The sequence below is a fragment of the Flavitalea sp. genome (genome assembly GCF_035489435.1).
GTDB lineage: Bacteria > Bacteroidota > Bacteroidia > Chitinophagales > Chitinophagaceae > DATHKG01.
The window spans coordinates 85,074-97,822 of sequence record NZ_DATHKG010000094.1; the positions used below are offsets into that span (position 1 = coordinate 85,074).

Consider the following 12,749-nt stretch of genomic DNA (forward strand, 5'->3'; position numbering starts at 1 on the left):
GCCATGCTCCTAAGCCTCCCGATTCCCAGGTTTCAAATGCCAGAAGCTTAATTTTGTCCAGTTGTGACTGTCAATTAAGTGGCTTTAATCCCTTAAAAAACTTTGTCAGGCTATTCTTCCAAAAGACCTGTGTTTTACAACTTGTGCTTTTTTCCGTCTTTTTTATGTCCACCTCCCTGCTAATGGCACAAACCGCTACTGTTAAAGGAAGGGTAAACAATGACAGCGGTGAACCCATGCCGGGCGCAACTATTAGTCTAAAGGGCAAAAACAACTCGGTAACAACAAAGGAAGACGGAAGTTTTTCCATTGAAGCATCAGCCAAAGATGTAATTATAGTCTCCTCTGTAGGTTTTGAAACAAGAGAAATCCCAGTAGGAAATCAAGGCAATCTGACTATCTCACTAACAACAAAAGCTTCCGCGATGAACGAGGTGGTTGTTGTAGGTTACGGAAGTCAGAATCGTCGGGAGGTGACCGGTTCGATCACAAAAATTGATAATAAGGTCCTTGCTGCCGTCCCGGTTTCATCCTTTGATGCTGCTTTACAAGGTCGCGCTGCAGGTGTGCAGGTGATTCAATCTACCGGCATGGCGGGTGCTGGTACGCAGATCAGAATCCGTGGTACTGGATCTATTTCAGCCGGTGGTGAGCCTTTATATGTAATTGATGGAATTCCTATAAGTGCAAACTCAGGACAAACAATAGGTGCTGCTAATGCAAACCCGCTTTCTTCTATAAATTCAGCGGATATAGAAAGCATTGAAATTTTAAAAGATGCCTCTGCAGCAGCGATTTATGGTTCAAGGGGTGCAAATGGTGTTATCATTATTACCACTAAGCGTGGCAAAAAAGGTAAGCCACAGGTGTCTGCCAGTTCAAGGCTCGCATTCTCCAATCTTACCCGCAAGCCGGAACTGCTGAATTCGCAAGAGTTTGTCGGCCTGTATAAAGAAGCCGTGGCTAATGATTATAAGTTTAATCCCACAGGCGCGCCTGCAACCAGGGCTCTGCCTGGTAATGTAGCAGAAGCAGATGCGCTTAAGACAAATACAGATTGGGTTGATCCTGTTACACAGACTGGTGTTTCTACTTTTAACGATGTTGCTGTTAGTGCAGGTGGCAATAAGCTGAAGGTGTATGTTGGTTTATCCTATCTCGACGAGCAATCATTCCTGGTCAATGATCACTTCAACAGATCAAGCGCAAGAGTGAATATAGATTATACCCCTGCGAAATTTATAAAGATAGGTGCCAATGTTTCTTATGCTTATACGGATCAAAATCTGATACCTGTAGGTTTCGCGGGAGGTTATGGCCGGGCTATATCAAATGCACTGCCTTATTTTCCTGTTTATAATGCGGATGGAACTTTTTCGAAGACTTCTGTATTCGCTAACCCTGTTGCAGAAATCAACAATGCAACCCGGCAACTAAAAGGCGGCCGCACTTTCGCCAGCTTGTTTACGGATGTTACTATCATCAAAAATTTATCACTTCGGTTGGAAGGTAACCTCGACTACAGTGATAACAAGCTGTACCAGCTTACCACGCAGGTATTGTCTACAGCCCCGGTTTCAAGGCTTGACAGAAGTTTTCTTGCTAACTGGAATAATAAAGCGTTGTTAAACTATTCGCTGGACCTTAATGAAAAGCACAGTTTCAAGTTCATGGTTGGTACAGAAATGCTGAAGAATGAAACCAATTCCAAAAGTCACATTGTGACCTTTGCGCCTGGTGAGGAAGACTGGCTGTTCAATGATCCCACACTTCCCCCGGAAACAAATCCAAACGGAACTCCTAACACCAATAACAGGAAAACTACCAATGCACCATCAGAATATACATTTTTCTCTTATTTCGGAAGACTGAATTACTCTTTCCTTGATCGTTATTTACTGACTGCAACCGTTCGTAGAGATGGTTCATCCAGGTTTGGTGTCAACAATAAATTCGGAACCTTTCCGGCAGTATCTGCAGGCTGGATATTAACAGATGAAGCTTTTATGAAAAACATAAAAAGCTTAACCTTCCTGAAACTGAAAGCCGGATACGGTCTTACAGGGAACGCAGAGATTCCAAACTATGCCCAGTGGGGTGTGACGAATGTGCAGAATACACAGATATATAACGGTGAACAGTACTGGACAATCTCTTCACTTGCCAATCCTGATCTGCGTTGGGAGACCACTAAGAAATTTGACCTCGCTATCGAATATGGTCTTTTTGATAACCGGATCACAGGTGAATTGGCTTATTACGTAAACAATTCTGAAGATTTATTTCTTGGCATACGTACAACTACTTCAACTGGTTTTGGTTCTGTATTGGCCAATGTTGGTAAAGTGCGCAATAAAGGTTTAGAGTTTAGTATAAGCTCAAGGAATATTGTAAAAAAGAATTTCTCCTGGACTACTGATTTCAATATCGCCCGTAATACAAACAGTGTCGTGAATATCGGAACCCAGGGCCCGGATGCTTTAGGCGGAACCGGTGACACTAGGGTTATCGTGGGTAAACCAATTGGTTCAAATTACCTGGTTAAGACTTTATACATAGATCCGGCGGATGGTATGCCTGTGTATGAAATGCTTGATCCAAACACAAAACTGGTAGCGGGAGAGACCAAACAATACAACGCGCAAAGAGACCGCCAGGTGGTCGGAAGTCCTTATCCTGATTTCTTTGGAGGCATTGACAATAGATTTACCTGGAAAAATTTCGATTTCGGTTTCACAGCAACCTTCCAGGTCGGTGGCAATATCTTCGATGATGCCGAAAAATTCCAGATGAATAGTATCGGTGCCTGGAATCCAAAAACGAAGGTACTTGACAGATGGCAGAAGCCGGGTGATGTGACTTCAGTTCCAAGGATGACACTTGGATTAAGCGGAATTACCCAAGCGAGGAACACTACAGAGTTTTTGCACGATGCCAGTTATTTCAGGATGAAAGTGATAAGCGCAGGCTTTAGGCTGCCAGATAATTTTATTCGCAAATTAAGAATGACCAACGCCCGCATTGGGCTTGCCGCCAGCAACGTTTTCACCATTAGCAAATATGACGGAGATCCTGAAGTGCTCAGGGATCTGAGTTCGGCGCAGCAGCGAAACGTTAGTCCGAACGTCACCTATTTAACAGCTCCGCAATCACGAAGCTATACAGTGAGCATAAACCTGAACTTTTAAAACTTAAATCATGAAAGCTGGATATATAGTTTCTATTATACTTGGATCAGGGCTCTTGCTTGCTTCCTGCGAAAAAATGGATTTCCTGGAAATCAAACCTGAAAATAATGTACTTACCGAAGACGCGATCAAGACAACAGATGACCTGCAACGCCTGATGTTATCTGCCTACAACCAGGTACGTAGTGCCGGTTTCATGGGAGGTACTGCGCTTGTTGCCGCTGATATTCTGACAGACGATGCAGTAACGAGTAACGGAACTTTTGACTGGACCCAGATCGTGGCGCATGCAATGGATCTTTTTAATCCGCCGGGAAGAAACACATGGGAAAATACTTACAATGCGATTAACAGGGCAAATGTAGCTGCCAACAGTGCACTTGCTGATGATATCCTGGTAGCCGCGGATCCTGCAACTTCGTCTCAACTAAAGGCTGATGCTGCTTATATCAGGGCACTTGGCCATTTTCATCTCGTGAGATTGTTTGGCCTGCCCTATAGTGATCAACACAAGAGTGCACCTGGGATGGGGATACCAATCAGGTTGAAAGGAACCACCACTATAGCGGAATCATTTGAAGCATTGCCAAGGTCTACCGTAGAAGAAGTGTACACACAAATTATTACTGATCTCAAATTTGCAGCTGCTAACCTGCCTGCTTCAAGAACCTGGAATAGTGGAAAAGCCACTCCCGATGCAGCCAGGTCTCTTTTAGCCAAAGTTTATTTCTCTATGGGAGATATGCCGAATGCCGTTACTGAAGCAAGAGGGATCATGAATTCAAATAGTTATTCACTGGATGTTGATCCTGCTGCCAAGTTCGCGAGGGCAGAATTAAAAACGACAACAAGAGAAGTGATTTTTATGATACCCAGTACAGCCTCATCTGATGACTCCTGGGGTTCGATCAGGGGAAATTACAGGAGTAATAATACTACTGCCCCAATACCGCAATGGGCGCCATCTCCGGCACTTGTAGCTTCTTATGCTGCTAACGACAAGCGCTACGCTAAATTCCATATTACCAAGAACAATGTTGTATACAGCACCAAATTCAATTACAATTATATGGATGGCATTGTAACCGGCTTCGACGAATTGATATTGATTTATGCTGAGGCACTTGCTTCATCAGGCAACCCAGCGGATCTCACTGAAGCAGTATCGTGGTTAAACAAAATCGAAACCCGGGCTTATGGTGCACCAGTAACGCTGGTAGCAGCAGGAAAGGATGGTATCATCAATGCTGTTCGCAAAGAACGTCGCCTTGAGTTAGCGCTGCGCGGTGAACGTCTTCATGAGTTGAAACGTTTAAAACAGCCGGTAAGAGGAGATGCCTGGGATTCAAGAAAAATCTTATTTCAAATACCGGACACAGAACAAAGTGGTAATCCTTCTATCACGCTCAATTAATTCTGACTTAAAATCGATCCTCCCGGGGATCATAAACAAAGTATCTGGCTGAATCGATGTACCATTGGTGCACCGAAATCATTATAACAAAAATTATAGAATAAAATGGAAAGACAATTCTTTTTGCGTGTATTGCTGCTTCTCTGTATTTGCAGTGCAGGTTCCGTTAAGGTAACGAACGCGCAGCAAACTGCGAACGTCAGCACCTGGCCAAGAACGATATCCTACGAAATTTATGTACAATCTTTTGCTGACTCTGATGGTGATGGAAAAGGGGATATAAAAGGAATGACCGCCAAACTTGATTACCTGAAAGATCTTGGCGTAGGAGGCATCTGGCTTATGCCAATGAGTCCTTCACCTTCTTATCACAAATATGATGTAACAGACTATTATGGAATAGACTCTGCCTATGGTACAATGGATGATTTCAAAAAGTTTGTTGAAGAAGCTCATAAACGAAATATCAAGGTAGTGATCGATATGGTCCTGAATCATTCCAGCAGCAGGAATCCATGGTTTCTTGATGCAAGCAAAGATGTCAACAGCCCTTACAGGGATTATTATGTATGGACAGAGCAGAATGATCCGCAGACCAGGTCTGCCGGGAACATAACCGCTGGTGAAAGCAGGAGAAGGAATCACTGGAGCCGTGCCAGGGGTGGAGACAGTACTTATTTTTTTTATTCGCAGTTTGGTGGCAACATGCCTGATCTGAATTATGATAATCCTAAACTAAGACAGGAAGTTTTTAAAATTGGTCGTTTCTGGGCCGAAGAAGTAAAAGTAGATGGATTCCGCCTTGATGCTGCCCGACATATATTTCCCGATGAGCGTCCCCAGGACAATCATCGGTGGTGGGAATATTTCCTCCAGGAAATGAGAAAGATTAATAAAGATTTTTATTTGGTTGGAGAAGTCTGGGCGCCGGCCGAAGTAGTAGGGCCATACCTGAAAGGCATACCCGCTTTGTTTAACTTCGATATGGGCACTGCGATTATAAAAACTGTGAACGCTGTGAAAGGAGATTCTCTTGTAATGATGCATAATAAGATCAGGAACTTCTATAAATCAATTAATCCTGATTATGTTGATGCAACCTTTCTTACGAACCATGATCAGAACCGAATCATGAGTTCTGTGAACAATGATGTTAATAAAGCAAAGATGGCTGCAGCAATCTTACTCACGCTACCCGGCTCTCCCTATTTGTATTATGGTGAAGAAATAGGAATGCAGGGTAAAAAACCGGATCCGCTTATAAGAGAACCATTTTTATGGGATGTAAAAGGAAAAGATAAATCCCGGGCCACCTGGGAAGTACCAAAGAACAGCACTGATTCATCAATTATTCCTGCTGCGGTACAAATGAAAGATAAAAACTCTATCTACAATCACTACAAGGCACTTATGCAATTTAGAAATAGCAGCAAGGCTTTGACCTATGGAGAATTGGAAGCGGTGAACCTCAACAACAGCGCTTTGCTTTCGTTTTTGAGATCGGCTGAAGGCGAATCAGTATTGGTGGTTCACAATCTTTCGGCATCTGAAATAACAGTTGTTATTCCTGACGGTCAAAAAGAATACAGCAAGCTGACTTTTAAAAACAAAGAGGCCACAGTAAAAAATGGAAGCCTTAAAATACCGGCTTATACCACGGTAGTTTTGCAAAAATAATGTTGGGACAGGAATCATAATAATTTGAACCATATGACAACTAATAGACGAAACTTTCTTAGAAATTCATCAACACTTGCAGCAGGTCTTGGTTTTGCATCCGTCGTTTCAGGTAAAACAAAAGAAGCATCGGCTAATCCGGGTCTTGCAAAAGTAAATATTGCGGTTATTGGTGTCGGCATGGGTTGCAGGGATCTGCAGGGAGCACTCACAAATAATCCCTGGGTTCATTGCATCGGAATGTGTGATGTAAACAAACAGCGCCTTGAAGAGCAGGCTGCGCGCTTTAGAAAAGACTTTCCGGACCAGACAGCCAACCTGCAACTTTATACAGATTTTCGAAAACTTTTGGATAACAAAGAAATCAACGGAGTAATCATTGCCACGCCTGATCATTGGCACACTTATATTTTTGCTGAGGCGCTGCGTGCGGGTAAAGCAATTTATGTTGAAAAGCCGGTTGCAAATAGTATAGAAGAATGCAATCTTATGTTAGATCTGCAAAAAAAACATAAGGCTATTATTACAACAGGTTTGTGGCAAACAAGCCAACGTTATTTTCGTGGAGCAAATGAAATCCTGAAAACAGGAGTACTGGGAGAAGTTTATAAAGTACAAATCTGGCTCAGCCAAAGCACTGAGCCGAGGGCAGGGGCAGACGATGCACCTCCGCCTGAATATCTCGACCATGAAATGTGGTTAGGACCGGCACCAAAAAGAGCGTTCAACCCAAATCGTTTTCGCGGCTGGCGTGGTTTCTGGGATTATGGGGGTGGACAGCAAACCGACTGGGGTGTACATTGGATAGATTCTGCCTTTGATGGATTACATGCATTAGGAATGAGTAATCGTGAATACCCCCAGGCTGTTTTTTCAACGGCATTCAAACATCCGAAAACATTTAATGAAACCCCGGGTTGTCAAACAACAATTTTTCAGTTCAACAATTTTCATGTTGAATGGTCGCAGCAGGTTGCACATCTTTACAATCGAAACCAGGGTGTAGCCTGGATAGGCAGCAAAGCAACCCTGGTTTGTAACCGTGATGGCTATGAACTTATTCCTGAAAAAAACAGGGAAGGAGTGTTGCTGGCCGACCGGGCACAATTAGTAGGGAAGTTTGAGGAAGGGGGTGTAGATGCACATGCTACAAACTGGTGCAGTTGCATACGGGATGGATCTGCGGCAACAAACAGCCCGATCGAAAAGGGTGCTTTTGCGACTATCCTCGCTCATATGGGTAACATCTCTTTCCGCACAGGAAGCATGGTGGTTTACGATCCCGTAAAACGAAGTTTTGTAAACAACCAGCAGGCCGACAGTTTTCTCAAAAAGAATTATCGGGCTCCATGGAAATTACCCCAGGTATGATCAGGTAATTTTCTCTTCCACTCATAATCATTCAACTAATCCCATTCATTATCATTTCACTCATTGAAAAAGTAAATTAGAAAAAATGAAATGCTTCAGCATATTCTGCGCTATCGCCTTTTTTGCAAGTTCCATATCGGCACAGGCACAACAAAATAACGGTCAGGGGCAACCGAATCGCCAGCCTCAGCAGGGAAATACTCCAAACCAGCAAAATTCTGGTCAGCCTCAACAACCACCAAGACAACAAATTGCGCCGGAAAGTTCAGAATGGCATTACCCGGTACCAACTAAGGTTCAGCCTGGTGTTGGCACAAAACCTCCGGCTGATGCCGTCATTTTGTTTGATGGTAAAGATTTGTCTAAATGGAAAGCCAGAGATAATTCTCCTGCATCCTGGAATTTGAAAGATGGAGAATTGGTTATTGAACCGGGGAAAGGTGCAATCCTGACCAAAGAGTATTTTGGTGATTGCCAGTTGCATATTGAGTTCAAGTCACCGGCAGCTGAACAACATATGGGACAAAACAGGGGCAATAGCGGTATCATGATGCAAAGCAGGTACGAGATCCAGGTACTGGATGGCGACAATAATCCCACCTATGTAAATGGAATGGTAGGAAGCATATATAAACAGCAGGCACCATCTGTAAACGCGTATACAAAAAATGGCGAATGGCAGGTGTATGATATCTATTGGAAAGCACCAAAGTTTGGAACAAACGGCGAACTGGAAGCTCCTGCAATGGCTACCGTAGTTTTAAACGGTATTCTTGTGCAGAATAACTATGTGTTAAAGGGAAACACACCTTATACCGGCTTTCCAAAATATGATCCACACGGACGCATGCCTCTTTCATTGCAGGATCATGGAACTAAGGTTGCATTCAGGAACATCTGGATACGGAATCTTTAGTCAGCTTTAGTCAGCCTTTAGTCAGCGCAATAGAATACATCAGGCAATTTGAAGTTTTCAAACTTTTTAACGATGAGCAGAAGGTGTTTTCCGATATTGTTGATATTTTTTTTATCCTGGACTCCGGGTATATTAAAGGCCCAGGTTGTTCAGGAGACTGCTGCAAAATATGAGCAATATGGTGAGCCCTTCAAAGGCGTACCCGACAGGCCTGATGTTACCATTTACCAGGTAAATATGCGCGTGTTTAGTAAAGAAGGAGATTTCAGGGGAGTTATTGCACGCCTGGATTCTATTAAGGCGCTTGGTGCGAATGTAATTTACCTGATGCCACATTATCCCGTCGGCAAGTTGAGATCTTCCAATTCCCCGTATTGTATTCAGAACTACAAAGCGGTTAACCCCGAATTCGGTACACTGGATGATCTGCGTGCACTCGTTGACGGGGCCCACAGTCGCAACATGGCAGTATTAATAGATTGGGTTGCCAATCATACTTCTTATGATCATGAATGGACAAAAAATAAATCATGGTATCTGCTTGATTCGATTGGCAATATCATACATCCTCCTGGTACCAGCTGGCGGGATGTGGCACAGTTAAACTTCAAAAATGCAGACATGCGACTGGCCATGATAGATGCAATGAAATATTGGATCTATGCGGCAAATGTGGACGGTTTTCGTTGTGATTATAGTGATGGCCCCCCGGTTGATTTCTGGAAACAAACGCTCGATACACTAAGAAGTATTTCCAGTCACAAATTACTGATAATGTCAGAAGGGCGGCGCTCTGAACATTACGCGGTCGGGTTCGATTACAACTTCGGGTTCAGGTTTTTTGGGAACTTAAAAAATATTTATGAACATAACCGTACTGTCCGTTCCATAGACAGTTTAAACATTTCCGATTATATCGGCACTTCCGGAAGCCAAAGCATCATCCGTTATACATCTAACCATGATGTTAATGGATCTGATGGAACACCGTTAGAATTATTTGGCGGTGCAAAGGGTTCTATGGCTGCATTCGTAGTTGTCGCTTATATGAAAAGCATTCCCATGATCTATGGAGGACAGGAATCTGGAACCACTCAACGATTAAGATTTCCATTTACTTCAACAAAGATTGACTGGAATTCAAATCCTGATCTCACAAAGGAATATAAAAAAATTATAGCATTCAGGAACAGGAGCAAGCCCGTAAGAAGCGGCGAGCTACAATCTTTTAGCACCGATGATATTTGTGTATTTACAAAAACGCTCGGGAAAAAAAAGGTACTTGTAATAACGAATCTAAGAAATAAGCAAATCTCTTTTACTGTTCCGGGCGGGTTGTCCAAAAGTTCCTGGAAGGATGCCTTTACAGGTAAAAAAAGTTCGTTACCAGGTTCTATAATCCTGGAACCCTATTCATATCTTGTGTATGAAAATTGATATTGAGTATTGCACCAGGGTGTTAAGCGGCATCGATTAAATCAACCCAGAATTGTTTAAAGCTAAAAACGAGATTCTCATATTTCGGTAAAGCCAGGCCTGACTGAATAGGTAAGCCTTTTGCCTGCCTTATTTTCAAAAATTATCTCATCTTTATTTTTGTTCAGAACCACATACACCGGTTGAAATTCTTTCAACTGTGTCAGCACTTCGTAAAGCGGCGAAACGTTGTCGGTTGCTGTTACGGTATTGGCTACGATTCCTCTGTTACCAGTGGTTTGATACAAAGTTATTGAGCCTGCTATGGAAAGATTTTTTATAGACATTAAAGTCCAGGCGGCTCCGAAATAAGTCTGTAGTCGTGGATCTTTTCCCGCTTCAGTCCGCTGTTGAAATGTAACAGGGGAGAGATGGACTGGCTTTGAAGTAAATTGCCGGATTGACTCTAAAATTTGTTGCTGACTTTCCAGGTTCTCAATAATTGTTCTTGTATCTGTAGCATGTACCTGCGGATTGAAGCCGAAGCTTATGAAATCAAAGTCAGCGCTGGGCGGTCTGTTCCTGTTTAACTCTGCAAAGAATGAATTTGTACCATAGCCAATCTTAAGAGCAGGTAAAACTTCTTTAAACCTCGAATAAAGGGATTGGATCAGTATAACTGGTGTAATATCGTGGTCGATATGCAGGGGTAACAGGCTATTGATCCGGCTTTCATATTTTATAAGTTGCTGAACCAGTTGGTTGATTTCGGTTTCCGCTGAATTGCTGAAAAAAGCAATCAACTCTAACGAGGTGTTTAATTTTTCTGCTTCGGAAATAGCTACCTGTAATTGTTCCTCCCACTGAAGTGAGGGCATCAATAATTCAACCCTGTAATGATCAAAAGGAACATTTTTTAAACCATCTATTTCGGTGTTTGTAAGCGGCTTAATTCCAGTTATCCTGCTATATCCAATTTTTGGGAAAGGAATTTTTTCTTCTTCCATTTCTATCTTGCTCCCGGATATTTTGTTTACAGGTTTTTCTTGCTTCGTGATTCTTAACGCTACCCGCTGCTCCAGCTTAGCGCCTTTTTCAACTAAAACCGGTGATGGTCTATCCAGCGGGGTGCTATAAGTTTTATAGGAATTATCTGTCCAATTGCGTTGGTCTTCTGTTTCAAATACATCGCCTTCAAATAGCAACCGGATTGCCTGGTTCTGATTATTTGTCCAACACATTTGCTGAACATCAATAAATGGTTGGTGAGGACTGACATAGTAAGGATAGGTCGCCGTGTATGATGTTTTATCCGGCCGGGTAATAGTTACTGTCTTTCCCTTACATTCTTTAATGGGATGATGTACGCATAACCCAATCCTTCTTGTTTCAAATTTGCCCAGCGCTTCACCAAGCATTGCAAAAGAGATTGAGTTATCTTCTTTGCCAATTATTGTAATCCTTGATTTGTAATGGATTTGATTAAGGCGAAAGATTGCGGTATAACTTATTTCAAAACTTTTCTCATAACTGTTTATTTTTTCATCTGCAATTTCTGATAATGCTGTTTCCCAATTTGTACCTCTAACGGCAGGATAGATCATCTGAACAATTTCTTCACTACAAAAAGAGATTTGCCTGAGGTTGCCATTCTCATACAAACAATTTATTTCACCGGCTTTAAAACTTTTAACTGGTAACAGCGGAATATCAAAAGGCAGTTTAATTATACCCTCAATCATTTGCAGTCTTATTTAAGAATTGATCCACATTGGTATTGTCTATTTCTATGGAACCGGTAATTACAGTTGAAGGAATAGGAACCACTCCGGCACGAGCATCATTATGGGAGAGCTGTAACGTTTTGTGTCGCATGTCGAACAAAAACTGGGCGCCCATCCAGGTAAACAATTCTCTTTTCTGTCCGACCAGGTAACTGATCACGCCTTCTTTTACCAGGCGTAAATGTTCAGGTTCTGCGTCAACAGTGGTCAAAATAACTTTGCCGGCTTTATTTGCTTCTTTCACAGACAAAGCCATACCAGGTCCTGAATTGGAATCGAAACCGGCTAAGCCGGCAAGATCCGGATGTGCAGCCAGCAAATCGGCAGTTATCCTGGCTGCGGTTTCAACATTTGCCTTATCGTCGAACTTTCCAACAAATTCAATTCCAGGGAACTTTTTTAATACGTCCTGCAGCCCTTTAAAACCTGCTTCCATATTTGTCATACCGAGTATACCCATACAGGCCACCTTACCTTTGCCATTGATCAGCTTAGCCATTCGTTCACCCTGCAGTCGTCCCATTTCATACCAATCGCTGCCAATAAACGAATGCCTGTTGGAGTTTGGAATTTCAGAATCGTAAACTACAGTCGGTATTCCTGCGGATACAGCTTTTCTTATCGCAGATGCTATCCCAGGGTCTGTGCCATTAATCAGGAGCCCTGCCGGCTTTCCTGCAATCACTTGTTCAAGCGTGGCAATCTGCCCGGGTACATCCCACTCGGATGGACCGAGGATGGAAGTCCTTACTCCCTTTTTTTTACCCCATTCAATAAAAGCTTTCTGGTCGTGATTTACATATAGCGGGAGATTGATTGCAGTGGTGATCATCACATATTCCTCATCAGGATTCACTTCAGCGGAAGTAATAAATTTATCAGCAACAACATTATCAGCGCCACTACTTATATTGTCCCTTGGCGGTGGTTCACAACTGAAAACAAATAACAGGGCTAGGGCAAGTATATATTTAGACATGATA

General features: G+C 42.6%; 8 protein-coding genes. 6 read left to right on the forward strand and 2 right to left on the reverse strand.

Annotated features, from left to right (window positions below; all coding sequences use genetic code 11):
* The first annotated feature begins 164 nt into the window (after nucleotides 1-164).
* From VK664_RS15165 to VK664_RS15190, 6 genes are all read left to right on the forward strand, one after another.
* Nucleotides 165-3,188: a SusC/RagA family TonB-linked outer membrane protein gene (locus VK664_RS15165; RefSeq protein ID WP_461399524.1), complete on the forward strand. Its 3,024-nt coding sequence runs from the start codon at nucleotides 165-167 to the stop codon at nucleotides 3,186-3,188.
* 10 nt (nucleotides 3,189-3,198) lie between these two features.
* Nucleotides 3,199-4,602, forward strand: a complete 1,404-nt coding sequence (locus tag VK664_RS15170) for a RagB/SusD family nutrient uptake outer membrane protein (protein ID WP_461399525.1) — start codon at nucleotides 3,199-3,201, stop codon at nucleotides 4,600-4,602.
* Between the two features lie 105 nt (nucleotides 4,603-4,707).
* Nucleotides 4,708-6,279, forward strand: coding sequence for an alpha-amylase family glycosyl hydrolase (locus VK664_RS15175; protein ID WP_461399526.1), 1,572 nt, complete (start codon nucleotides 4,708-4,710; stop codon nucleotides 6,277-6,279).
* Nucleotides 6,280-6,312: 33 nt separating this feature from the next.
* On the forward strand, nucleotides 6,313-7,650 hold the full coding sequence (locus VK664_RS15180) for a Gfo/Idh/MocA family protein (protein WP_461399527.1): 1,338 nt from the start codon (nucleotides 6,313-6,315) through the stop codon (nucleotides 7,648-7,650).
* Between the two features lie 85 nt (nucleotides 7,651-7,735).
* A complete protein-coding gene (locus VK664_RS15185) occupies nucleotides 7,736-8,566 on the forward strand; it encodes a 3-keto-disaccharide hydrolase (protein WP_461399528.1) in 831 nt (276 codons plus the stop codon).
* Nucleotides 8,567-8,638: 72 nt separating this feature from the next.
* Nucleotides 8,639-10,003 carry an alpha-amylase family glycosyl hydrolase gene (locus VK664_RS15190; protein WP_461399529.1) on the forward strand — a complete coding sequence of 455 codons (1,365 nt, stop codon included), beginning with the start codon at nucleotides 8,639-8,641 and terminating at the stop codon, nucleotides 10,001-10,003.
* A 77-nt stretch (nucleotides 10,004-10,080) separates the two neighbouring features.
* Here VK664_RS15190 and VK664_RS15195 read toward each other — a convergent pair whose 3' ends face one another.
* Entirely contained in the window at nucleotides 10,081-11,724 is a 1,644-nt protein-coding gene (locus tag VK664_RS15195) for a hypothetical protein (protein ID WP_461399530.1), read from the reverse strand.
* The gene (locus VK664_RS15200) at nucleotides 11,717-12,745 is read right to left on the reverse strand and encodes a substrate-binding domain-containing protein (protein WP_461399531.1); all 1,029 of its coding nucleotides are present in this window, start codon (nucleotides 12,743-12,745) and stop codon (nucleotides 11,717-11,719) included. The genes VK664_RS15195 and VK664_RS15200 overlap by 8 nt, the downstream gene beginning before the upstream one ends.
* Nucleotides 12,746-12,749 lie beyond the last annotated feature (4 nt).

Bases quoted from the DNA above. Each gene is read 5' to 3' on its own strand.
- VK664_RS15185 (WP_461399528.1), top strand. From the start codon at position 7,736: ATGAAATGCTTCAGCATATTCTGCGCTATCGCCTTTTTTGCAAGTTCC.
- VK664_RS15180 (WP_461399527.1), top strand. From the start codon at position 6,313: ATGACAACTAATAGACGAAACTTTCTTAGAAATTCATCAACACTTGCA.
- VK664_RS15195 (WP_461399530.1), bottom strand. From the start codon at position 11,724: ATGATTGAGGGTATAATTAAACTGCCTTTTGATATTCCGCTGTTACCA.
- VK664_RS15190 (WP_461399529.1), top strand. From the start codon at position 8,639: ATGAGCAGAAGGTGTTTTCCGATATTGTTGATATTTTTTTTATCCTGG.
- VK664_RS15175 (WP_461399526.1), top strand. From the start codon at position 4,708: ATGGAAAGACAATTCTTTTTGCGTGTATTGCTGCTTCTCTGTATTTGC.
- VK664_RS15170 (WP_461399525.1), top strand. From the start codon at position 3,199: ATGAAAGCTGGATATATAGTTTCTATTATACTTGGATCAGGGCTCTTG.
- VK664_RS15200 (WP_461399531.1), bottom strand. From the start codon at position 12,745: ATGTCTAAATATATACTTGCCCTAGCCCTGTTATTTGTTTTCAGTTGT.
- VK664_RS15165 (WP_461399524.1), top strand. From the start codon at position 165: ATGTCCACCTCCCTGCTAATGGCACAAACCGCTACTGTTAAAGGAAGG.